This is a genomic window from Corynebacterium sp. Marseille-P8863 (genome assembly GCF_946902955.1).
Taxonomy (GTDB): Bacteria; Actinomycetota; Actinomycetes; order Mycobacteriales; family Mycobacteriaceae; genus Corynebacterium; species Corynebacterium gottingense.
In genome coordinates this window covers 15,922-39,352 of sequence record NZ_CAMPQC010000015.1, presented here as the reverse complement: position 1 = coordinate 39,352, position 23,431 = coordinate 15,922, and the positions used below count along the sequence as shown (strand labels likewise).

The following is a 23,431-nucleotide window of genomic DNA, read 5'->3' as shown; positions in this document are numbered from 1 at the left end:
GCAACGGCGCTAGGCTCGGGTGGCATGAATACCGTTACCGCCCCTTTGTTCTCCCCCGCATCCGAATGGTCTGGCCGCAACGACGGCCCGGGCCCCGAGCACGCGCGCTGGCACAGCACCATCGACACCGCCTCCGGCCCCACCGCAGACGCCGTCCACCTCATCGGCTTTGCGTCCGACGAGGGCGTCGAGCGCAACGGCGGCCGCCAGGGCGCCGCGCAAGGCCCCGCCGCGTTGCGCGCCGCGCTCGGCTCGCTCGCCGTGCACGAGCCGCGAAAGCTTATCGACGCCGGCACCGTCACCACCCAAGACGACGACCTCGAGACCGCACAGCGCGAGGTGTCCGACCGCGTCCGCGACCTGGTCGCCGCGCAGGGCCCCGCCGGCATGACGGTCGTGCTCGGCGGCGGACACGAGACGTCCTTTGCCACCCACCGCGGGGCGTACGAGGCGCTCGGGCCGATGCAGGTGATCAATTTCGACGCGCACTTCGACCTGCGCACCGCCGACCGGCCGACCTCCGGCACGCCATTCAGACAGATCGCGGAGCTGGTGGGGGACGACTTCGACTACTCCGTCTTCGGCATCTCGCGACCCAACAACACCAAGGTGCTCTTCGATACCGCCGAGCAGCTCGGCGTGACCACGGTGCTGGACACGGAGCTGGCGGCAATGACGGTGCGCGAGGCCGCCGAGCGCGCCCTCGCCGCCGTGGAGGGGGACCTGCCGATCCACCTGTCTATTGACCTGGACGTGCTGCCGGCCGCCGTGGCGCCCGGGGTGTCCGCGCCCGCCGGGTTCGGGGTGGACTACGCCGCGTTGCGCGCGATGGTCGCCGCGGTGGCCTCCACCGGCCGGGTTGCGCTCCTGGACGTCGTGGAGCTCAACCCGGAGTTCGACGTGGATAACCGCACCGCAAAGGCCGCGGCGCGGTTGATAGATGACGCGGTGGTGGGGGCCACGGGGCGTCGATAAGCAAAAGGCCCCTAGAACAGCAGGTGGGCCACCGGCACCGTGATCAGCACGGTGAGCACGACGCGGATGAACCAGATGGCGATCATCTTCCCGATGTTGAGCGGGATGTCCGTGGCCAGCACCGCGGGCACCATCGCGGAGAAGAAGAAGATCTGGCTCACGCACACCACGGCGATGGTGAACTTGAGCACCATGTCGTCCGTGCCCGCGGTGAGCGTGGCCGGCAGGAACATCTCTGCAAGGCCCGTGGCGAGCGCGCCCGAGGTGGCCCACGGGTCCGGCAAGCGCAGTAGCCACACGATGGGGAAGAACACGACGCCCAGCGCCTTGAACACCGGCGTGTAAGTGGCCAGGACCAAGCCGATTGCGCCGACGGACATGATGCCCGGGGTGACCTGCACGGCCATGATGAGGCCGTCACGGAAGTTCACCCACAAGACCTTGTGCAGCGGCTCGGCGCGGTTGAGCTCCTTCTTCGCCTCGCGCCACGCGGCCTTGAATCGGTTGCCGGTAATTGGCTTCTCCGGGTGCGGGGTGGCGCCCGGCGCGTACTCCTCGGGGATGCGGGTAATCGGTGGGATGCGCACCACGATCGCGGTGACGATGAACGTGATGATGAAGGTGATGAAGAAGTACGCGTTCCAGTGCTCCATCATGTCCAGCGTCTTGGCCACGATGACCATGAAGGTCGCGGACACAGTGGAGAAGCCAGACGCGACGATCGCGGCCTCGCGGCCGTTGTAGCTGCCGTTTTTGTACATGCGGTCCGTGATGAGCAGGCCCAGCGAGTAGGAGCCGAGGAAGGACGCCACCGCGTCCACCGCGGACTTGCCGGGCGTGTGAAACACCGGGCGCATGATCGGCTGGACGAGCACGCCGATAAATTCCATCAGGCCGAATCCGACGAGCAGGCCGAGGAAGATCGCGCCGACCGGGATGAGCAGACCGACCGCGATGACGAGCTTGTCCAAGATGAACGGGCCGATGTCCGGGTTGAACAGCCAGGAGGGACCGAACCCGAAGGTGAGCATCGCGCACAGCACGATCGCCAGCACCGAAAGGAGGGCAAAGGCTGTGCGGGCGAAGTCCTCCTTCCACCTTCCCGTCACGAACTGGTAGACCGTGCCCACGATGATGGCCAGCAGCGCCAGGTAGTGGGTGCCATCGCCGAGGGTGCTGGTGATCCAGGTGACGATGTGGTCCAGCAGGATCGTCGACTTCGAGCCGCCCACGGAAAACGGGATGAAGAACGCGAACAGGCCGATCGCGCTATATACAAAGAAGCGCCAGACCGCCTTGGGCTTCGGGTCCGCGTCTGGGGCGCCGGCCGCTTCCGGTCCGTTTGGTCCGTCGTCGCTCAGTCCCTGGATGAGCACGCTCGAGCCGGCGGGCAAGTCCTTGACCGGCCAGGCGGGGCTAAACCGGCGCCGCGAGTGCGGCTGCGGTGGGGTTGTCTCCATTGAAGTCCTTTCACGTTCTTCGAGATCGCACGGCGGGCCCACCTCCGCGTGGTTTTCTACACCACAGATGACGCCCCGGAGTGATTGGCAATAATTTTTTCACGAAAGTGACCCACGGCACAACTCGATGGTTTAGATTCATGTGTACCGCACATTTACCCCAGGTCAACCCTGTAAGGAGGGCTCCATGGAAGGCTTTATTGACACCGTCAATAGCGTCATATGGTCCAACTGGCTCGTCTATCTCTGCCTCGGCGCGGGTGCCTATTTCACGCTCGCGACACTGTTTTTGCAGATCCGCTGCTTCCCCGACATGATCCGGCAGCTCAAGTCCGGCGAGAGCTCGGACCAGGGCATTTCGTCGTTCCAGTCACTCATGATCTCCCTGGCCGGCCGCGTCGGCGTGGGCAACATCGCCGGCGTCGCCACCGCCATCGCGTTCGGCGGCCCGGGCGCTGTCTTCTGGATGTGGCTGGTGGCGCTTTTGGGCTCGGCGACCTCATTCATCGAGTGCTGCCTGGCGCAGATTTACAAGGAGACCGACCGGGACACCGGCGAGTACCGGGGCGGCCCGGCGTACTACATCGAGAAGACGTACAAGCACACTGCTGCGAAGCCGTTCATGCTGGTCTACGCCATCATCTTCGCGGTCTGCATGCTGCTGGCAACCTCCTACTTCCTGCCGGGCATCCAGGCCAACGGTGTCGCGGCCGCCGTGGACAACGCCTGGGGCGTCAACGTGTGGATCTCCGCGACCATCATGGCCGTGCTCCTCGCGTTCATCATCATCGGTGGCGTGAAGCGCATCGCCAACTTCGCATCCATGGTCGTGCCGTTCATGGCGGGTATCTACATCATCGTCGCCATCGTGGTGCTCTTTGCCAACGCGTCGCAGATCCCCGAGGTCTTCGGCACCATCGTCCGTGCGGCCTTTGACAAGGAAGCGGCGTTCTCCGGCATGCTGGGCGCGGCCATTATGTGGGGCGTGAAGCGTGGCATCTACTCCAACGAGGCTGGCCAGGGCACCGGCCCGCAATCCGCGGCAGCCGCCGAGGTCTCGCACCCCGCCAAGCAGGGCTTCGTCCAGGCCTTCGCCGTCTACGTGGACACGCTGTTCGTCTGCTCGGCCACTGCATTCATCATCATTTCCACCGACATGTACAAGGTCTTCGAGGGACAGTCCGAGGATGGGGCCGTGCTTTACGACGGCTCCCTGCCCGACGGCGTCGCTGTCGGCCCCGGCTTCGTCCAGGAAGGCCTGAACTCCATCGCGTCCGGGCTGGGGCCAGCGTTCATCGCCCTTGCCATCATGTTCTTCGCCTTCACCACGGTGCTGGCCTACTACTACATGGCGGAGACAAACTTCACGTACCTGAACCGCTGGGTGAAGAACGAGGCGGCCCGCAAGGCCATCATCTGGTTGCTGCGCGCCCTCATCATCATCGCCGTCTTCGTCGGGGCCACCACCACCCCGGGCACCGCCTGGGCGCTTGGCGACATCGGCGTCGGCGCCACCGCGTGGCTGAACATTGTGGCCATCATCTTCCTCCAGGTCCCCGCCCTGAAGTGCCTGTGGGACTACCGCCGCCAGAAGAAGGCCGGGCTGGACCCGCAGTTCGACCCCGAGGCGCTGGGCATTCAGAACGCCGACTTCTGGGTGGAGCGCAAGCAGCGCATGATCGAAGCCGGCACCTGGCCGGGTGTCGAGGGCAAGGTGGTCACCTCCACCGAGTCCACGACCACCCGCTAGCTGGGTTCCCTACTGGCAGTTGCCCTACTGCCAGTTGCCTCGCTGCTTGCGGACGAGAACAACAACGACCGCGGCGATGATGAGCAGGAGGAGCAGCACCCCGCCGAGCAGCATCGGCACGAGTCCGATACCGCCGGACTCCGCGTCATCGTTAGCGGCGTTCACGTCCTCGCCGTCACCCGCGCCGTCTGTGGCAGTGGACTCATCGGCGTTCTTCTCGCTCGCCCCGTCCGTGGCGTCAAACTTGATCGGCTCGTCCGAGGGCTCCGGCCCGTTCTCGTGCGTCGGCGTCCAATCCGGGCCGCCGTTGGCTGGTTCACCGTCCATGACAACCTCGAACTCGTACGGCTGATCCACGCCCGCAATGTCGTAGCCATCGCTTACCCAGCCCATGCCGAACCAGACGTAGTAGTCGCCTTGGTACGGCGTGTGGCTGTCGTACCACACGTATTGGTTCAAGGTTTCCGGGTCGGACTCCTCCGCGTCATCGAAGAAGATGAGCTTGCCGCCCGCAACCTCGTTGCGCAGCGGGTCGAAAATTCCAAAGCCGATGTCGTCTGCGTTGCGCGCCACAGACGGCGGCGTCTTCGCCCTGAGGACGGGCCGCTGTCCGTAGGTCACCGGGATCTTGAAGAACTTAAACTCGCCCGGGATGATTGTGTCGGAGTACGAGCCCTCGGAGATCTCCACCGCATCGTTGAACCCGGTGCCGCCGGAAATGGGCTGCGGGTTGTCAATCGGCATCTCCCCGAGGTAGTCGCCGGCGCTGGTGATGCGGCGATCCTTCCACTCAGTCGCTTGCTCGTCCGAGGGGATCGGCTCGTAGAACACGTTGACCTCGAGCGCGATGTCGTCGCTCACCTCGTCGCCGTCGTTGGAAATCTGCATCTTCACCAGAATGTCGCTCATGTCGCATTCCATGTCGTCCTCGTCGTTGCGCTCGATCGAGGCGCGCGCGGAATCAATGCCAAAGCCCGGCCCACCGGAGTCGAACTCAGTGTGCGTGGTGGGGATCCAGCCGCACTCCGGGTCGCCCTGGTTGGTCACCTCGGCGGGGTCGATCTTCAGGTGGGAGTCCTCATAGATTCCTTCGGTCTGCCGAATCGGCGTGAACACCATGCGTGCGTGATGGCGCGGCGGCACGGAGATGCGGAAGTAACGGTCGGTCAGGGAGACGCGGTCCGGCGTCACCGTGGTCTGGTACTGCCCCTCCCCCAGCCATTTCGCGTCTTCAGGCGTGTCCGAGAATTCGAAGTGCGTGCCCGCCGTCTGGTACTTGGTTACCGAGCGCTGGGAGAGGAACTTCAACGACTCCGCCAAGCTCGTCGAGTCCGCTGCCTCGAGGAACTGCCCGCCGCCGGCCTCGGCAATGCACTCGAGTTCCGCGCGGGCATCCTCATCGGCCTTGAATCCAACGGTGTGAATGGTCAAGTCCACGCCCTGCCCCGCGAGCTCCTTGGCCACATCGCACACCTCAGGCGGCGCGCATGTATCAATGCCGTCGGAGACCAGGATGATCGAGCGCTCACCATCGTTGCCCAGTTCGTCCGCGGCCTTGCGCAACGCATTGCCCATCGGGGTGTAGCCCTTCGGCGTCAGCCCGTCGATAGCGGACTTAAATTCCGCCTTGTCCACCGTGTCCACGGGGACGAGCCGCTGGATGTCCTTGCAGCCCCGCTCCCTGTTGTCGGGCGCATTCGATTCCTGCGCGCCGTACGTGAATAGGCCCATTTTCGCCGTGTCCGGCAGGGAATCAACCAGCTCGTTCGTGGCCTTCTTCGCGGCGTCGATACGCGGCCCATCCGCGTCCTCCTCGAGCATGGAGAAGGACGCATCGAGGATGAGCGCCGCTTTCGCGTCGGCGGAGCCAGTGCTTGCCGACGCCCCCTCGCCCTCCTTCACCCGCGTCGTCGAGCTCGACAACGTCTTCGTTTCGGTGCTGACCGCCGTGCTCGATTCGGTGGCGAACGCTGGCGCCATCCACATTGCGGCGCACGCGATGGTCAGCAGCAACGCCACCACTGCCCGCGTGCGCCCAAACCGTATTGTGTGAGACATTCCCAAACTCCCATCCAGGTTATGACAAGTATCACAGACAACAGTAAAGGACTAGTCGTAGTGGTGCAACAGGTGTCAGAGACTTCTTTGGGTGACTAAACCAGGACCTCTGAAACGCAAAAAAGCCAGCTCCCCTGCTTGGGAACTGGCTTGATATTTGGCGACCCTGACGGGACTTGAACCCGCGACCTCCGCCGTGACAGGGCGGCGCGCTAACCAACTGCGCCACAGGGCCATCGCACTGCAACCCCCACCGTAACGGGGATCACTGGTACCCCCAACGGGATTCGAACCCGTGTTGCCGCCGTGAAAGGGCGGAGTCCTAGGCCTCTAGACGATGGGGGCTAGCGACTTGATCCAATCTAGTTCATCGCCTGTGACAATGGCAAAACGGCTGCGCACGCCATGTTTCTTACGGGCCGGTCGGTCGGTTAAGATGACCGCATGCAAGAAGACTCGTGCCAGCACGGCTACTTTGAAGAGAAGTCCCGCTACCTCGCCCGCCTCAAGCGCATCGAGGGACAGGTGCGCGGCATTCACCGGATGGTGGATGAGGACCAGTACTGCATTGACATCCTCACCCAAATCGCGGCGATCGACTCCGCCCTGGAAAACCTCGGCCTCGCCCTGTTGGAGGACCACCTCAACCACTGCGTGAAGGGCGCGCTCGCCGCGGGCGACGACCAGGCCGACGAGAAGGTCGCCGAAGCCATGCTGGCCATCAAGCGGATGGTGAAGTCCTAAGAGGCAGTCGCTTTTCGACGCCCACGCTGCCCTTCCGTGCCGGCCCGAGCCACGCCTGCGCGGGCCCGAGCCCACCCAAACGCTAGATACCGTTAGTAAGACCCCGACAATGCGCCCCTGGAGCTGCATCCTCGTCATCCTGGTATCGGTATCTGTGGCCAGAGCGCGGGCCTGCTCCACGAACTGCTCGCGCTGGACCTCGCTCATCGGCCGTCGAGGTCCCCAACATAAACCTGCTCCCCACCAGCCTGGGGCTGATTTCTCAGTCCAACCGGTGGGGAGCAGTTCATTCCCGGGCGAGTGCCCGGGTTTTGCCGCGCGACTTACTTCTCGGTCTTGCCGTCCTTCGAGGAAGAACCGCCGAAGGATGACGCCTCATCCGCGCCCTCCGGTCGCACGGTGGTCATCCGGCTATCGCCCTTGGACGAGCTGGTCCAGCCGTCGAAGCCTTCCGGCTTACATGCCTGGTTGATCAGCGCGATGCCGACGGCTGCCGCACCGATGACAGCCAGGCCGATACCCAGCGGGCGCAGCTGCTCGCCTACACCGGCGTACTGCTGCTGGAGGCCAGCAAACTGCTGGTTTACGGCATTCGCCTGTGCTTCGAGCTCGCGGTACCACTCGGGCTTGTTGTTGCCACCCATGCCCACGTCCGGCAGGTCCGGCGTGTTCTCGCGAATCTTCTGGTTGATCTGGCCGTTGATCTCGCCAAACGCCTGGTTGATCTGCGGGCCGAACTGCTGGGACAGCGGGCCGCCAACGGCAGCCAGCAGGCCGATCGGCACCAGCCACAGCAGCGGGCTGTTCGCAGCGAACGCGTTTGCCACGCAGCGCTGGAAATCCTCAGACGAGCCGGTTGTCCCCGGTACCGGGGTCGGCTTCGTCGTCGGCTCGGAAGGCTCCGTCGTCGGCTCCGAGGTCGGCTCAGTCGGCTTCGTCGGCTCCGAGGTCGGCTCCGTCGTTGGCTCCGAAGGCTTCGTCGTCGGCTCCGCCGGCTCGGCCTGCTTCCCGGAGACGCCAACCTTGACAAAGGTCTCGAGGACGCTGCCGTCCGCACGGGTCACCTTCACCGGGATGGTTGCGATGGTGCCCGGCTCGACGTCGTCCGGCGTGGTCACGGAGACCTCGCCGGTCGTTTCGTCGATCGTCACGTCCCAGCCTTCGGGGACGTCGCCGATCTCGTAGGAGTCGCCGTCGACGTGGCCGTGCTCCAGCTCGACGCGCTTGGTTGCGCCCTTGCCCAGAACGACCGGCGGGAAGTAGGGGCGATCTTCCGGCTTCGCCTGCTCGCCCGTGTGGGGCGTACCGGTGCCGACGCGCAGGATGCGGTTGGTCGGCTCCGTGATGGTCTCGGTGGAGACGGTCGGGTCGCCGGTGACGTGGCCGTCGACAAGCTTCCAAGTGCGCGTGGTGCGCTGCGAGCCTTGCTGACCGTTCTGCTCGGTGAAGACGGCGCCTGCCGGCAGGGTCGGATCCTCGATGATCTCGGTCTCGAACGGCAGCGCCGACTCGTTGACCTCGGTGATCTCGGATGCTTCGCCGCCGGTGCCGACCTCGATGACGTGGTCGGTGGCCGGGGTAATGACCTCGGTGAACTCCTTCGGCACGAGCTTGCCGTCGACGATCTCGTAGCGCACGCCACGCTTCTGCGTGCCGTTCTTGCCCTGCGTGATTTCCTCGACGGATCCGCGCGGCTTGTCCGGGTTTTGCTTCACAATCACCTTGAACGGCAGCGGCTCCTCCCAGGACACCTCCTCCGGGATCTCGGAGGTGCTGTCGGACGGCTTGGTGCCGATGCGCACGACCTCGTCCTTCGGCTCGACGCGCTCGACGTCAGTGCCGGTGACAGTCACGCGGCCCGGCACGCCCTCGGTCACGGTCGCCTTCTCGCCCGCTTCGAGCGTCGGGTCGAAGATGACCTTGGTACCAAACGGCAGGTCCGTAGTCACCGACTTGACCTCGGGTGTCTCGGCCGGCTTGGTACCCACGCGCATGACGCGGTTTTCCGGCTCCACCAGCACGGTCGAGGTGCTGGTCGGCTCGCCCGTCGGCTTGCCGTCCTTGTACTTCTGGGTGGTCACGGTCTGCTGCTTGCCGGGAGCACCAGGCTTTTCGACGATCACCTGCCCGGCCTCCAGCGCCGGGTCCTCAATGACCTCCGTGTCAAACGGCAGGCGCTCGATGGTCACGACCGACTGCTCGGTCTCCTGCGGCTCGCCCGGCTGCGTTGGCTCAGTCGAGGTGTCACCCTTAGTGCCGATCTCCACGATCTTGTTGACCGGCTCCTTGGTCACCTCGGTCGTTTCCTGCGGTGCGTACACGCCGTCCTTGAGCTCGAAGTGGACGGTGTGCGTCTCTTCGCCGCGCTCGCCGTCTTGGACAACGCGCTTTTCACCCTTCGGCAGATCGGGGTTCTCACGGATTTCCACGTCAAAGGCGGTGGACTCAGTCCAGGAGTAGTCCTTCGGCGCCTGAGTCTCCGGGTCCGTCACCATCTTCGTGCCGACGACGATGACGCGCGGCGTCGGCTCCTCGGTGATCTTCAGCTCGCCGTTTTCCACGACGCCCTTGCCGTCCTTGCCGGCCTGCTTCTCCTTTTGCTCGCCGGCCGGGAGGGTGTCGTCGAACTCGACGATCGTGGTAAACGGCACGCTTACCGACGCCGACGTTTGCGGCTGCTCGGGCTGCTTCGTGCCGACGCGCATGACGCGGTTTTCCGGCTCCACCAGCACGGTCGAGGTGGTGGTCGGCTCGCCCGTGGGCTTGCCGTCCTTGTACTTCTGGGTGGTCACGGTCTGCTGCTTGCCGGGAGCACCAGGCTTTTCGACGATCACCTGCCCGGCCTCCAGCGCCGGGTCCTCAATGACCTCCGTGTCAAACGGCAGGCGCTCGATGGTCACGACCGACTGCTCGGTCTCCTGCGGCTCGCCCGGCTGCGTTGGCTCAGTCGAGGTGTCACCCTTAGTGCCGATCTCCACGATCTTGTTGACCGGCTCCTTGGTCACCTCGGTCGTTTCCTGCGGTGCGTACACGCCGTCCTTGAGCTCGAAGTGGACGGTGTGGGTCTCCTCACCGCGTTCGCCGTCGCGGACAACTCGCTTTTCCCCCTTCGGCAGATCGGGGTTCTCGCGAATCTCCACGTCAAAGGCGGTGGACTCAGTCCAGGAGTAGTCCTTCGGCGCCTGAGTCTCCGGGTCGGTTCCCGGGTCAGTTGCCGGGTCCGTGGCTTGCTTCGTGCCGACGACGATGATGCGCGGCGTCGGCTCCTCGGTGATCTTCAGCTCGCCGTTTTCCACGACGCCCTTGCCGTCCTTGCCGGCCTGCTTCTCCTTTTGCTCGCCGGCCGGGAGGGTGTCATCGAACTCGACCTGCGTGGTGAAGGGCACGCTTACCGACGCCAACGGGGCCGACTGCTTCGTGCCGACGCGGATGATCTGCGTCTCCGGCTCCTTCGTGCGCTCGGTGCTGACGACTGGGTCGCCGGAGGGCTTGCCGTCGACAAGCTTCTGCGTCGACGTCTCCGTCTCCTCACCGAGCACGCCGGCCTTTTCAACTTCGGTCTTGCCGGCATCGAGGTTCGGATCGGCCTTGACCTCGGTGTCGAACGGCAGCTGCTTGGTGGTCTTGGTCACCAGCTCGGTCTCGCCAAGCTGGGGGCCGTACTCCACGATCCGCTCCACTGGGTCCGTCCGCTTCGTCGACTCCACGTGGCTGGCATGGTCGCCCTCAGCGTCAAACGTGGCGGTGTAGGTTTCCTCGCCGTTTGCGCCTTCCTGGATGACCTTGGTCTCGCCAGGCTGCAGGTCGGGGTTCGGGCGCATCGTTGTCGGGAACGGCAGCGGAACGGTCCAGGTCACCTCGTCGGTGGCCTTCGACTGCAGGGTGCCAACAAGCACGACCTCGTTCGTCGGCTCCTGAGTCCGCGTCCAGGTTCCGTCCTCGTTCTGCTTCTCCGCGCCAGCGGTACCTTCCTTCTCCACCTTGTACTGGCCCGCGGGGAGCGTGTTGTCGTACTTGTACTCGACCTTGAATGGCACCTCGCGGGTCGGCTGGTCCACCACGGTGATCGGTGCGGAGACCCTGTCCACGGAGCCGTCGGCGTACTTCACGGAGACCGGGACGTTAATCGCATCGCCCGGCTTCGCGGTTGCAGGGGACTCTGCGAGGACGTTGCCGTCCTTGTCCAGGCTGACAAGCCAGTCGCCGTTGGCGGTCTTGACCTTGTACACCGGGTTACCAAACGCGTTGACGTTGCCGGTGTCGGTGTAGTTCTTCGCGGGGCGGATCTTGTATGGATCCTGCGCCGCGACCTCAACGCCGTTCGGGTTGTCCAGCGTCAGCGGCAGCGAGGTCTTCGTGCCCGGGTACACGCTCTCGGCCGGGTAGGTCGGCTCGACCTCGAAGTTTTGGGTCAGGCTGACAATGGTGGTCACCGGCGCCTCGTCGGTCGAGCCGTCCGGGTAGGTCACCGTTGCGTTTTTCGTCTGCTTGGCGCCCGGCTTCGCATCGGCCGGCGGGGTGACGGTGATGTCACCGGTCTTCGGGTCGACGGAGTACTTCCAGCCGTTCTCCTCAGTCTGAGTGATCGGCGTGTCGCCGTCCATGCCGAAGGAGAAGGTGCTGCCTTCAGGCAGGTCCTTCGGCGTGATGCTGCGGGTGACTTCCTTGCCCGGCGTGGTCGACTCCGCGGGGTAGCCCGGGTCGTACAGTTCCGCCTGCTTATCGCGCACGACGAACGGGGCGTAGACGACGTCCTTGCTCCCGTCGTAGTACGTCACCGTCACCGGCACGTCAACATGGTCGCCGGCGCGGGCTCCCTCCGGAGCCGTCGCGTGGACGGTTCCGTCGTAGTCGACCGTGAACGTCCACCCGTCCATTTCCGCGGGGACCGAGTAGCGGTCGTCCACATTATCGGCGAGGTCGCGCCACGGGACGTCCGAGGCCTCCGTCGGCTTCGACGTCTGCGTGCCACCCGGAGACGTCCACGCCTGCAGGTAGTCCGGGTTGTAGATCTGGCGGGCCTCGGCGTCAACGATGAACGTACCGCTGGTCACGTCGGAGCTGCCGTCGTTGTAGGTCACCCGCACAGGCACCTGCGCGGAGGTACCCGGCTTTGCGTTCGGGCTGATCTTCATCGTGATCTCGCCCGTATCGGGATTAATCGTCAGGTCGTCCCAGGACAGGTTGCGCGGCAGCGGAATGTAGGAAGGATCGTTGGGATCCGTGATGAACTCGTACTTCGGCTCGTACGCCGGGTTCACGTAGGTGGTGTCGACTGGGCTCTTGACCTCGTCGCCCGGCTGGCCGTGCACCGTCTTGTAGTTCGGGTTGTTGGCACCAGATGCGGTGGACACCACGCTGAACTCGGCCGGAACCGTGGCGCTCGAGCCGTCCGGGTAGATCACGGTCACCGGGAGGTCTGCGGTTGCGCCATCCGGCAGGGACGCATCCGGTGTTGCGGTGACCGTGCCGTTTTCATCAATGTCGAAGGTCCAGCCCTTCGGCCGGTATTTCGGGTCCGGAAGCTTGTACTCAGCCTTGGTGGGATCCTGGAGCTGCGTGGAGATGTTCGAGGTAACGGCAACGCCCGGCTTAGTCTGGCGCGGTGGGTAGCTGGCCGCGTCTGCTCCCTGCTTGTCACCAACAACGTTGATGGTGCCGGTGGTGACCTGCGGAGTCGCGCCACTGGTGTAGTGCGCCTGGACAGGGAACGTCAGGCTTGCCCCCGGGAGCGCGTCGGCCGGGATCTCTGAGGTGACCTCGCCCGTCTCCGGGTCAATGGTCAGGAACCACTCGCCCTGCTGCAGGGTCGTCCCGCCGTCCGGGAAAGAGTAGCTCGACGGGGCCTCATCATCCTCCTCGCCACCGATGCCAATGTTGGGAATGGTCGGGGTCAGCGAAACCTTATCCTGTGCCTTGCCGGTCACGGCCTGGTAGTCCGGAACCTTCACGCTCGCGGCGACCTTAAAGTCGACGTTCGTCTCGTCCGTGGTTCCGTCCGGGTAGGTCGCGAGCACCTTGACGTTTGCGTGCGAGTTGTTCGGGGCATCGCTTGGCGACGTCGCCGTGACGGTTCCGTCCTCGTCGACCTTCACGTCCCAGCCCTCCGGAACGGAGGCAGGGTCGATTTCGAATTTCGCCGGCTTCACGGCGTCGTAGCCGCTCATCGTTGGCCGGTAGCCCACCTTTGACGTCAGCGGTTTACCCTGCACGCCGCTGACGGTCTCCGGGTCGGGGGCCAGCTCCGTGACCTGGGTGTTGTTGGGGTCCACCAGCACCAGGAGCGGGATCATGTCGGTGGAACCATTGGAGTAGGTGACAACCACACGGGGCTGCGCGAATGTGCCCGGCTTCGGGTTCGCCGGCGCAGTCACCGTGACGTTGTTCGTCTCCGGGTCCAGCGTTGCCTTCCAGCCTTCGTAGACGTAGCGGGTGTTCAGCTCCACCGTGGCGTTGTTACCACCGTCGGCCTTCTTCTTTATGAGTTCCGAGATCCGCGCACCGGTCTGCTCGAAGGTCACTTGCTGCGGCTCATTGGTGACCGGTCCGTTCTCGGATTCGGTGCCGGAGATGATCGCCTTATCGGCGGCGTCGTACTCGGGATCGTGGAACTTCGTGTCGTCCAGCGTGATCGTGGAGGTGCTCACCATATTCGGTGTGCTGTAGCGAGGCAGGCTGTTGGATTCCTCGCTGACCTTCGCGTATTCGGCGTTTTGCGCGCCTGCCTCTTGAAGTTGCCCCACGGTACGGGGGTTGGCAACAACGGTGAACGTGACGTTTTGGTCCCCGCTAATTGCCTTGTTACCCACGTACTTCGGGGAGGTGTACTTCACAGTCCCATCGTCCTCAACGACGAGTTTGGGTTCGTCACCATCGGTCGAACCAAGCAGGTTGCCCTGCTGGTCGTGAGCCTCCACGACGATGCGCTTAAGCGTGTTCGGCTGCGCGTTTATCTTGCCAACCGTGACTTGCTCGCCGGGCTCGATGACCATTTGCTTGATGGACTTCCAGTCCACCGTGATCGGCGAGCAGTCGTCGTTCTCACTCGGCCATGGGTTCACCGTCGCCTCAAAATACGTTTTGTTAAAAATCTGTGAGCCTTTATCGGTGTTGTCCCGCGTATACTGGTCCGTCCACGCGTACCTGACCGGATTCCCCGCAGTCGCAGTCGCGTACTGCGCGATCTTGGCCCCGTTCAGGTCCGCCACAATCATGGCGGTGAGAGGACCCCGAGATCCCTGCCTGCCAATATTCATAACCTCGTCGGCCTTCGCAGTCGGCACCAAATCGTCAATGGGGAATGTGTCTGACGGCTCCGCGGCACCAACCTTGTGCACAGTAACCGGGGCAGTATTGTTTGTCCCTCGGACCAGCCAATCGTTGAAGGTGCGCTGCTTGTCCCCGGTAAACTGAACTGCCACACCGAAGGCACGCCTGTCGGGACTACCGATCGAGGGCTCGAATGCCTCCGCCTTGAACCCTGCCTGCTCCAACGACTGCCCTTCGGCAGCCACCGTGCAGCTTTCGGCACCAAGGTCTGACGCAATGAGCTCCGAGCCCTGCATCACGCCCTTGCCGTCGGCACCGAAAACGCCACCTGTGTACTTGGCGGACGAGCCGGAGCCTTCCGCAGCCGCTGCCTCGGCTGCGCGGGCCGGGCCCGGGAGGTGCGCAGCCGACCCGAGGGCCAGCGAGATGACAGAGAGCATCGCAACACCTGTGCGGGCGCCGCGCTTTCCTGGCTTGCGGATCTGAAAAACACTCTTTGCCACGTGGATTCTCCTTAAAAACCACTTTGATGCCATGCAGTGCACACCGCCCGTCGGCCCGGGTGAGGTGCAATGTTTCTGCAACTCAACTGGCCAACAAGTGTACTCGGCTTGTACAGGGGTTTACAAGCAATTAGTCATACCTAATAAGTTTGGCATGTATGGGTGATGGCGGGATGGGATTACGGGGGCGTCGATAAGCACCTTGCCCCCTACATACGCGCAAACCCCCGGTCCAGGAAAGACCGAGGGTATTTACGGTGGGCCCTGCGGGGATCGAACCCGCGACCTGCGGATTAAAAGTCCGTAGCTCTACCAGCTGAGCTAAAGGCCCATGCGAGATATAGTAGCGGGCCACATACGCGGGGCGGAAATTGACCGACGCACGCAACCAAACGCCCGCGCTACCAGCATGAACCAAACGGGGGTAGCGCGGGCAAAAGGGTTCACCTTACTTCTGCATCGTGCCCGTCTCCATGATGCGGTTGTGGAAGTCGAAGGCATGGCGCAGGTCGTGCGGGGTGGCCTGGTACTTGCACTTGGCAGCCTGCTCCACGTACTCCTCAAGCAGCGGGCGGTACGACGGGTGGGCGATGGAGATCATCTTGGCCACACGGTCGCGCGGGGCCAGGCCACGCAGGTCGGCCACGCCGTACTCGGTGATGAAGACCATGGCGTCGTGCTCCGTGTGGTCCACGTGCGAGACCATCGGCACGATCGCGGAGATCGCGCCGTCCTTGGCCACCGACGGGGAGATGAAGGAGGAGATGTAGGCGTTGCGGGTGAAGTCGCCGGAGCCGCCCAGCGCGTTCATCAGGCGGGAGCCGTTGATGTGCGTGGAGTTCGCGTTGCCGTAGATGTCAGCCTCGATCATGCCGTTGGAGGCAATCAGGCCCGTGCGGCGAATGACCTCCGGGTGGTTGGAGATGGACTGCGGGCGCAGAATGATGGACTCGCGGTACCGCGCGGCCTCCTCGTTCATCTTGTGCGCGTAGTCCGGGGAGAGGGAGAACGAGGTCGCGGAGGCGACGGTCATCTTGCCCGCGTCGATCAGGTCGACCATGCCGTCCTGGATCACCTCGGTGTAGGCCTGGATGTTTTCAAACTTGGAGTCCATCAGGCCTGCCATCACGGCGTTCGGGACGTTGCCCACGCCGGACTGCATGACGTAGCCGTCGTACGCCAGGCGGCCGGCCTTGACCTCGTTCTCCAGGAAGTCCAGGAAGTTGCCGGCGATCTGCTCGGAGGTCTCGTCCGGGGCCTTGAACGGGGCGTTGCGGTCCGGGTCGTTGGTGTGGATCACGGCGACGACCTTTTCCGGGTCGATCTCGATGAAGGAGGTGCCGATGCGGTCGCCACACTTGGTAATCGGGATCGGGATGCGGTTCGGCAGCGGCGGCACAGTCCAGATGTCGTGCATGCCCTCAAGTTCCTCGGACTGCCACTCGTTGACCTCAATGATGATCTTCTTCGCGGCGTTGAGGAACTCCACGGAGTTACCCACGGAGGAAGACGGCACAATGTTGCCCTCCTCCGTAATACGGACTGCCTCGACGATGGCCAGGTCAACCTCGCCGAAGAAGCCCTGCTCCACCATCATGCCGGAGTGCGACAGGTGGATGTCCTGGAACTTCATCTCGCCGGCGTTGATCTTGCCGCGCATGGTCGGGTCCGACTGGTACGGCATGCGGTAGCGCAGCGCGCCCGCCTCCGCCATCACGCCGTCGCACTCCGGTGCCGTGGACGCGCCCGTGTAGACGTCAATACTGAAGTCCTGCCCCTTGTCGTGCGCGGCCTTCGCCTTCTCTGCGATGACGCCCGGCATGGCCTTGGGGTAGCCGGCGCCGGTGAAGCCGGACATGCCAACCTTGTCGCCGTGGTTGACAAACTGGCCCGCCTCCTCGGCGGTCATGACCTTGTCACGAAGCTTTGCGTTGGCGATACGGTCGCCCATGTTCATCCCTCACTTGTGTTCGTCGGTACGGAATAACAACTCCACTGTATTGTGACCTAGCCCGCATTGCCAGCACGTGAGCGCGCACACCTCTCCACTTCACATCACCCCAAAAATTGGTATTACCAGCAGCTTCGCAGGTCGCGGGGGCTTCAGGACGCTTATCGACGCCACACCACCCCCACAAACCAGACCCCTCATCCCCCGACGTCACCCCCAAAGGGGGTGGAACAGTACGCACTGCGACCCCTCTCGCCTCCACGCCACAGGGCCACCAACGAATTGCACTTATCCCCTCCCAACAGGAACAATAGAGAACCATGACAGCACCGACGACCAGCGCAGGCCCCGCGCTACGCATCGGCGGGATGGACCTGGACTCCCCCGTCATCCTGGCCCCCATGGCCGGGGTGACCAACATGCCATTTCGCGTCCTGTGTCGCGAGATCGAGCAGGAGCTCACCGGAACCAGCTCCGGGCTCTACGTCTGCGAAATGATCACCGCGCGCGCCATGGTGGCCCGCAACCCGAAGACACTGCACATGACCACCTTCGCGGACGTGGAGACGCCGCGCTCGATGCAGCTCTACACCGTGGACCCCAAGTTCACGTATGACGCGGTGCGCATGATCGTGGAGGAAAACATCGCCGACCACGTCGACATGAACTTCGGCTGCCCCGTCCCCAAGGTCACCCGCAAGGGCGGCGGCTCCGCTATCCCCTACAAGCGCCGCCTGTTTGGCAACATCGTCGCCGCCGCCGTGCGCGCCACCGAGGGGACCGACATCCCCGTCACCGTGAAGTTCCGCGTGGGCATTGATGCTGAGCACCACACCCACCTCGATTCTGGCCGCATTGCCGCCGAGGAGGGCGCGGCCGCCGTCGCCCTGCACGCCCGCACCGCGGCGGAGCGCTACTCCGGCACCGCGCACTGGGACGAGATCGCCCGGCTGGTCGAGCACATGGACGGCACCGGGGTGCCCGTCATTGGTAACGGCGACATCTTTGCTGCCGGCGACGCGCAGCGGATGATGCAGGAGACCGGCTGCCACGGCGTCGAGGTCGGCCGCGGGTGCCTCGGAAGACCGTGGCTGTTCGCCCAACTCGGCGCGCAGCTGCGCGGCGAGGAAGTTCCGGAGGAGCCGACGCTGGGCAAGGTCGCCCGGATCCTCTACCGGCACGCCGAACTGCTCGCGGACCACGACGGCGAGGAGCACGCCTGCCGCGACATCCGCAAGCACACCGGCTGGTACCTGCGCGGATTCCCCGTGGGCGGTGAGTTCCGCAAGGAGCTCGCGCAGGTGACGTCACTCGGCCAGCTGTGGGACCGGCTGGCACCGATTGCAGATTCTGATGCGAAGGCGGAGCAAGCTGACAGCGCGCGCGGCCGCCAGGGCGGGTCCTCCAAAGTCGCGCTGCCAGAAGGATGGTTGGATGATCCCGAAGATGACGCGGTCCCACAGGGCGCGGAAATTGAAAACAACGGCGGGTAGCCCGGAGGCACCGAACGCACGCGAGCCCGAGGAGCCCTCGGAGCACGCCGCGCCTGCCCACGCAGGCGAGGCGGGTGACGCTGGTGACAGTGGTGACGGGGGCACGAATAAGCAAGACGGCCCGACGCAGCTGCGGACCGCGTACCGCGAGCACCTCGAGGCGTTCAACACGGATTTGCTCGAAATGTGTGACCGGGTGCGGGCGGCGATGGCGCAGGCCTCAGAGGCCTTGCTGCGCCAGTCGCTCGAGGGCGCGGAGGACGCGCTGTCGCAGGTCGACGCACTGCGCGAGCTCAAGACCCGGTGCGAGGAGCGCGGCATGAGCCTGCTTGCGCTCGAGAGCCCCGTGGCCTCTGACCTGCGGCAGGTGCTGTCGTCGATCTACATTGTGGAAAACCTGTCGCGCATGAGCTCCCTCGCCATGCACGTGGCCACGCTCACGCGCGCACGCCACCCGGATGCCGTAGTGCCCGGCCCGCTCGCCGGCTTCATGGAGGAGATGGCGCGGCTCTCCGACGCCATGGTGGCCCAGACCCGCGAGCTCCTCCTCCACCCCGACGCGGAGTGCGCGGCGCAGCTGCACACGATCGACGAGGACATGGACGACATGAAGGCGTACCTGCTCAACCTGGTCACCGCCCCGGAGTGGGAGTACAGCAACCGAGAGGCCGTGGATGTGGCCATGGTGGTGCGGTACTACGAGCGCTTCGCCGACCGATGCGTCAACGTGGGCAACCGCATTGTCTTCCTGGTCACGGGGCTGCAGCCGGAGCAGTACCGAGAGCAGCGCGACGGCGACTACGACTTGAAGGAAAAGTTCGCCACGATCGAGCGTCGCTTTACCCGCAAGTAGTACCGAGACATGCGACGGCGCCCCGGATTGCTCCGGGGCGCCGTACTTTGTGAGGGGACTGTCGGCCCTTAGCCGAAGCGGCCGGCGATGTAGTCCTCGGTCTCTTTCTTCTCCGGGTTCTCGAAGATGGTGGTCGTGTCGTTGAACTCGACCAGGTTACCCGGCTTGCCGGTTGCCTCGAGGGAGAAGAACGCGGTCTTGTCGGACACACGGGCTGCCTGCTGCATGTTGTGGGTCACGATGACGATTGTGTAGTCGGCCTTCAGCTCGTGGATGAGGTCCTCCACCGCGAGGGTGGAGATCGGGTCGAGCGCGGAGCAGGGCTCGTCCATGAGCAGGACCTCGGGGCGCACGGCGATCGCGCGGGCGATGCAGAGACGCTGCTGCTGGCCGCCGGAGAGGCCGCCGCCCGGCTTGTCCAGGCGGTCCTTGACCTCGTCCCACAGGTTCGCGCCGCGGAGGGACTCCTCGGCGACCTCCTTGAGCTTCTTCTTGTTCTTCTCGCCGGAGAGCTTCAGGCCGGCGACGACGTTGTCCTCGATGGACATGGTCGGGAACGGGTTCGCCTTCTGGAACACCATGCCGATGGTGTTGCGGACGGACACCGGGTCCACGTTCTTGCCGTAGATGTTGTGGCCGTCGAGCAGGATCTCGCCCTTGACGCTGGCCTTGGGGATGACCTCGTGCATGCGGTTCAGGGTGCGCAGCACGGTGGACTTGCCGCAGCCGGACGGGCCGATGAAGGCGGTGACGGCCTGTGCGGGGATCTTCATGTTGACGTCGCGGACGGCGTGGAAGTCGTCGTAGTAGATGTTGACGTCGTTGAGTTCGAGCTTAGACATCGGGGATTCTCCTCAGATGATGGTTGTGTGGGGCGGTTACTTCTTCACGGAGTACTTCTTGGCAATCGCGCGTGCGAGCAAGTTGAGCACGACGACGATGACTACCAGGGTGAGGGCGGCGCCCCACAGGCGGTCGGCGGCAAAGCCGGTTGCACCGGACTTCCACATTTCGAGCATGAACAGCGGCAGCGACGACTGCGGCTGGCCGAACAGGCCGAACCAGTTGAGCGCCGGGGTGGAGCCGACGAGGATCAAAACCGGGGCGGACTCGCCCATGACGCGGGCCACGGCGAGCATGATGCCGGTGACGATGCCGGACAGGGCGGTCGGCAACACGATGCGCAGGATGGTCTTCCACTTGGGCACACCGAGTGCGTAGGACGCTTCGCGCAGGTCCATGGGCACGACGCGCAGCATCTCCTCGGTGTTACGCACCACCAGCGGGACCATCAGCAGGATGAGTGAGAGCGAGACGGCGAAGCCGGAGCGGTCCATGCCCAGGATGGTGATCCAGAGGGCGTAGACGAACAGCGCGGCGACGATGGACGGCACGCCGGAGAGGATGTCCACCATGAAGGTGGTGAGCTTGCCCAGCCTGTTGCCGTTGGAGTATTCGACCAGGTAGACAGCGGTGAACACGCCGATCGGGATGGAGATCAGCGACGCGATGAGCGTCTGCATCAGCGTACCGGCGATGGCGTGGAGGGCGCCGCCGCCTTCCTTGGAAATGCGCACGCCGATCATGTCGCTGGTCCACCAGCCGAGGTCGAACACGGCTGGCGCGCCGCGCACGATCACGGTGATCAGCAGCCAGAGCAGCGGGATGAGCGCGAGAATCATGCACGCCCACATGAGGCCGCCCATGAGGGAATTCATGGTCTTACGGCCCGAGGAGATGTCGGTGAAGGGGTTGTCTTTCGCGGAGCGAGTGCTTTTCGACGCCACGTTGGCCGTCGCGTTGCCCGCGCCCTGAGCACCGGCGTTGTTGGGAACTGCTGTAGACATTCGCTTGCCTGCCTTACTTCTTGTTGACGATCGCGCGGGCGATCGAGTTGACAACAAAGGTCAGCACGAACAGGACAAGGCCTGCCGCGATGTAGGCACCAGCAGAGATTGGGTTGTTGAACTCTGCGGATGCGTTCGCGATGGCGGTAGCGAAGGTGGTGCCACCGTCAAAGAGCGAACCACGGAAGTCATTGGCCGGCGCGACCACCATGTAGAGCGCCATCGTCTCACCAAGCGCGCGGCCGAGGCCGAGCATGGAGCCGGCGATGAAGCCGGAGAGGCCGAACGGGATGACGGTCATGCGGATGACTTCCCAGCGCGTTGCGCCGAGCGCCAGTGCGGACTCGATCTGCCCCGGAGGGGTCTGGACGAAGATCTCGCGGGCGGTGGCCGCGATGATCGGCAGGATCATGATGGCCAGGACGATGCCACCGGTGAGCATGTTGCGGGCCGTGGAGAACGGCGGGGAATTCTGGTAGGTGGCGAACAGGAAGAAGCCACCGGCCCAGGAGTTGATCCACTCGTAGAACTTGCCCAGGGCCGGGCCGAGCACCTGCGCGCCCCAGAGGCCGTACACGATGGAGGGGACCGCGGCGAGCATGTCCACGAGGGTGCCCAGTGGGCGCACCAGGTTCTTCGGCGCGTAGTTGGAGAGGAAGAGCGCGATGCCGAGTGCGACCGGCATGGCGAGGATCAGCGCGATGAGGGAGATCATCACGGTGGAGAAGAACAGGTTCGGGATACCGAACTGCATTGCGTCCAGGTTGGCAGTCTGCCAGTTGCCGCCGTAGGTGAAGAAGCCACCGACGCCGCCTTCGTTTCGGCTCAGCGGCGGGATCGCCTGGAGCACCAAGAACAGGCCGATCGCGATAATGATCACGGTGATCAGCGTTGCCGAGGCGGTCGAGAGGAATTCAAATACGCGGTCGCCCGGGCGCTTCACGCCCGCGCCGGAGGTCGTTTCCACCGGGGCCGCCTGGGTGGTTTGTACCGGCGTACCGGTAGCGGACTGGACCTCGGGCTGCGCAGGCGCAGCCGTCGACCCCGCTCGGCGGTCGTCCGCCGGAGTCAGTTCGTTGTCAGCCATGGTTACTGGTCCTTATATGGTTGAAAAGAGGGGGAGCCAAGCTCCGAATGTTCAATTTTTTGGTAACGGTTTGCACACTTGGTGTTAACCGTGCCCTCACATGGGCGTGCCCCCCGCAACGGCATTCGCCGCGTTGGGGGGCACCACACCGCCAAGTGGCTTACTGGATGGCGTTGACTGCCTCGCGCAGGCGCTCAGCGTGTGCGCCGGCGACCGGGATGAAGCCCTCAGCTGCGAGCTCGTCATCCTGGGAGTCCAGAGCAACGTTCAGGAAGTCCTTCACCATCTTGGAGGTGGACTCGTCGTAACCAGCGGAGCAGACGATCTCGTAGGTGGTCAGCACCAGCGGGTATGCGCCCTCTGCGTCGGTCTTGAACAGCTTGTCAGCGTCGACGACCATGTTGTGACCCTCGGTCTTGAACTCCAGGGTGTCCAGGGTCTTCTCAATGGACTCGTCGGTCAGCTCGACCGGGCCGGAGCCGAAGTCGATGTTGGCCTTCTTGTCAGCGAAGCCAGCCTCGACGTAGGTGATTGCGCCCGGGGTGTTGTTGACCTCGGTAGCAACGCCGGAGGAGCCGTTCGCACCGGTACCGACCTCGCCTGGGAAGGACTTGCCGGAGCCGGTCCACTTGCCGTCCGAAGCAGCAGCCAGGAACTTCTGGAAGTTGTCGGAGGTGCCGGACTCGTCAGAGCGGTAGAACGGCTTGATCTCCTGGTCCGGCAGTTCAGCGTCCGGGTTGGACTCGGCCAGAGCCGGGTCGTTCCAGTTGGTGATGTTGCCCTGGAAAATGTCAACAACGTTGTCGACGGTGAGGTTCAGCTCGTCAACGCCGTCCAGGTTGTACGCGATGGCAACCGGGCCGATGACGAACGGCAGGTGCCATGCCTCGTTGCCACCGCAACGCTCAGCGGCAGCCTCAACCTGGTCGTCCTTCAGCGGGGAGTCGGAGCCAGCGAACGCAGCCTGGTTAGCAATGAAGTTCTTCTGGCCGGAGCCGGAACCGGTGGCGTTGTATGCCAGGGTCGCGCCCGGAACTTCCTCGGCGTAGCGAGCTGCGAAGTAGTCCATTGCGTTCTGCTGAGAGGTAGCACCCTCGCCGACCAGCTGGCCCGTCTGGCCGGAGAGCTCTGCGCCGGCACCCTCGGATTCGGAACCCTCAGCGGCGGAGGAAGCCTCGGAGGAGGTGTCGGTGGAGTCAGAGTCAGAGGAATCGCCACAAGCGACGAGGGCTGCGGAGGAGACTGCGACGGCGCCGATGATGGCGGCGGTGCGCTTAAAGTTGCGGTTCACGGGATACCTTTCCGGTGCTTAGTTAGTTACCACTCGAGCATCGGTGCCACTCTCGGCCGGTTTTGCCCACAGCGAGGTGGACGAAACTCTTTCCGATTACTCACGGTTACTCAACCTAGAAGTCAGCGGTTAACCCCAAGTGTCTGGTTT

13 protein-coding genes and 3 tRNA genes are annotated in these 23,431 nt (G+C 64.3%); 5 read left to right on the top strand and 11 right to left on the bottom strand.

Features of this window, described 5'->3' with window-relative positions:
- Positions 1 to 24: 24 nt before the first annotated feature.
- Positions 25 to 975, top strand: a complete 951-nt coding sequence (gene hutG, locus OVO38_RS09895; protein ID WP_267208383.1) for a formimidoylglutamase — start codon at positions 25 to 27, stop codon at positions 973 to 975.
- Positions 976 to 986: 11 nt separating this feature from the next.
- On the opposite strand, the gene OVO38_RS09890 is transcribed toward hutG, so the two are convergent.
- On the bottom strand, positions 987 to 2,435 hold the full coding sequence (locus OVO38_RS09890) for a YjiH family protein (protein ID WP_267208382.1): 1,449 nt from the start codon (positions 2,433 to 2,435) through the stop codon (positions 987 to 989).
- Positions 2,436 to 2,622: 187 nt separating this feature from the next.
- On the opposite strand from OVO38_RS09890, the gene OVO38_RS09885 reads away from it, so the two are divergent.
- Positions 2,623 to 4,185 carry an alanine/glycine:cation symporter family protein gene (locus OVO38_RS09885; protein WP_267208381.1) on the top strand — a complete coding sequence of 521 codons (1,563 nt, stop codon included), beginning with the start codon at positions 2,623 to 2,625 and terminating at the stop codon, positions 4,183 to 4,185.
- 24 nt (positions 4,186 to 4,209) lie between these two features.
- On the opposite strand, the gene OVO38_RS09880 is transcribed toward OVO38_RS09885, so the two are convergent.
- From OVO38_RS09880 to OVO38_RS09870, 3 genes are all read right to left on the bottom strand, one after another.
- Complete coding sequence (locus OVO38_RS09880; RefSeq protein WP_267208380.1) at positions 4,210 to 6,243, bottom strand: vWA domain-containing protein; 2,034 nt, start codon at positions 6,241 to 6,243, stop codon at positions 4,210 to 4,212.
- Positions 6,244 to 6,401: 158 nt separating this feature from the next.
- Positions 6,402 to 6,478 (bottom strand) — tRNA-Asp (locus tag OVO38_RS09875).
- Positions 6,479 to 6,512: 34 nt separating this feature from the next.
- Positions 6,513 to 6,588: transfer RNA gene (locus tag OVO38_RS09870), tRNA-Glu, on the bottom strand.
- Positions 6,589 to 6,687: 99 nt separating this feature from the next.
- On the opposite strand from OVO38_RS09870, the gene OVO38_RS09865 reads away from it, so the two are divergent.
- A complete protein-coding gene (locus tag OVO38_RS09865; protein ID WP_267208379.1) occupies positions 6,688 to 6,987 on the top strand; it encodes a metal-sensitive transcriptional regulator in 300 nt (99 codons plus the stop codon).
- Positions 6,988 to 7,310: 323 nt separating this feature from the next.
- On the opposite strand, the gene OVO38_RS09860 is transcribed toward OVO38_RS09865, so the two are convergent.
- From OVO38_RS09860 to OVO38_RS09850, 3 genes are all read right to left on the bottom strand, one after another.
- Complete coding sequence (locus tag OVO38_RS09860; RefSeq protein WP_267208378.1) at positions 7,311 to 14,759, bottom strand: G5 domain-containing protein; 7,449 nt, start codon at positions 14,757 to 14,759, stop codon at positions 7,311 to 7,313.
- 258 nt (positions 14,760 to 15,017) lie between these two features.
- A tRNA-Lys gene (locus OVO38_RS09855) sits at positions 15,018 to 15,090 on the bottom strand.
- A gap of 117 nt (positions 15,091 to 15,207) precedes the next feature.
- The gene (locus tag OVO38_RS09850) at positions 15,208 to 16,710 is read right to left on the bottom strand and encodes an acetyl-CoA hydrolase/transferase family protein (protein ID WP_095547924.1); all 1,503 of its coding nucleotides are present in this window, start codon (positions 16,708 to 16,710) and stop codon (positions 15,208 to 15,210) included.
- Positions 16,711 to 17,030: 320 nt separating this feature from the next.
- Here OVO38_RS09850 and dusB point away from each other — a divergent pair, with 320 nt between their 5' ends.
- On the top strand, positions 17,031 to 18,203 hold the full coding sequence (gene dusB / locus OVO38_RS09845; RefSeq protein WP_095547765.1) for a tRNA dihydrouridine synthase DusB: 1,173 nt from the start codon (positions 17,031 to 17,033) through the stop codon (positions 18,201 to 18,203).
- Between the two features lie 130 nt (positions 18,204 to 18,333).
- Complete coding sequence (locus OVO38_RS09840; protein ID WP_267208392.1) at positions 18,334 to 19,056, top strand: phosphate signaling complex PhoU family protein; 723 nt, start codon at positions 18,334 to 18,336, stop codon at positions 19,054 to 19,056.
- Positions 19,057 to 19,124: 68 nt separating this feature from the next.
- Here OVO38_RS09840 and pstB read toward each other — a convergent pair whose 3' ends face one another.
- From pstB to pstS, 4 genes are all read right to left on the bottom strand, one after another.
- Positions 19,125 to 19,898: a phosphate ABC transporter ATP-binding protein PstB gene (gene pstB, locus OVO38_RS09835; RefSeq protein ID WP_095278685.1), complete on the bottom strand. Its 774-nt coding sequence runs from the start codon at positions 19,896 to 19,898 to the stop codon at positions 19,125 to 19,127.
- 36 nt (positions 19,899 to 19,934) lie between these two features.
- Positions 19,935 to 20,774: a phosphate ABC transporter permease PstA gene (pstA, locus tag OVO38_RS09830; protein ID WP_267208391.1), complete on the bottom strand. Its 840-nt coding sequence runs from the start codon at positions 20,772 to 20,774 to the stop codon at positions 19,935 to 19,937.
- A gap of 142 nt (positions 20,775 to 20,916) precedes the next feature.
- Positions 20,917 to 21,990: a phosphate ABC transporter permease subunit PstC gene (gene pstC / locus OVO38_RS09825; protein WP_267208377.1), complete on the bottom strand. Its 1,074-nt coding sequence runs from the start codon at positions 21,988 to 21,990 to the stop codon at positions 20,917 to 20,919.
- Positions 21,991 to 22,150: 160 nt separating this feature from the next.
- Positions 22,151 to 23,281 (bottom strand): phosphate ABC transporter substrate-binding protein PstS, encoded by a 1,131-nt coding sequence (gene pstS / locus OVO38_RS09820; protein ID WP_095278687.1) that lies wholly within the window; start codon positions 23,279 to 23,281, stop codon positions 22,151 to 22,153.
- Between the last annotated feature and the right edge of the window lie 150 nt (positions 23,282 to 23,431).

Excerpts from the sequence above, each read along its gene's own strand:
- OVO38_RS09850 (WP_095547924.1), bottom strand. The coding sequence starts at position 16,710 with ATGGGCGACCGTATCGCCAACGCAAAGCTTCGTGACAAGGTCATGACC.
- OVO38_RS09880 (WP_267208380.1), bottom strand. The coding sequence starts at position 6,243 with ATGTCTCACACAATACGGTTTGGGCGCACGCGGGCAGTGGTGGCGTTG.
- OVO38_RS09885 (WP_267208381.1), top strand. The coding sequence starts at position 2,623 with ATGGAAGGCTTTATTGACACCGTCAATAGCGTCATATGGTCCAACTGG.
- dusB (WP_095547765.1), top strand. The coding sequence starts at position 17,031 with ATGACAGCACCGACGACCAGCGCAGGCCCCGCGCTACGCATCGGCGGG.
- pstC (WP_267208377.1), bottom strand. The coding sequence starts at position 21,990 with ATGGCTGACAACGAACTGACTCCGGCGGACGACCGCCGAGCGGGGTCG.
- pstA (WP_267208391.1), bottom strand. The coding sequence starts at position 20,774 with ATGAATTCCCTCATGGGCGGCCTCATGTGGGCGTGCATGATTCTCGCG.
- hutG (WP_267208383.1), top strand. The coding sequence starts at position 25 with ATGAATACCGTTACCGCCCCTTTGTTCTCCCCCGCATCCGAATGGTCT.
- OVO38_RS09890 (WP_267208382.1), bottom strand. The coding sequence starts at position 2,435 with ATGGAGACAACCCCACCGCAGCCGCACTCGCGGCGCCGGTTTAGCCCC.
- pstB (WP_095278685.1), bottom strand. The coding sequence starts at position 19,898 with ATGTCTAAGCTCGAACTCAACGACGTCAACATCTACTACGACGACTTC.
- OVO38_RS09865 (WP_267208379.1), top strand. The coding sequence starts at position 6,688 with ATGCAAGAAGACTCGTGCCAGCACGGCTACTTTGAAGAGAAGTCCCGC.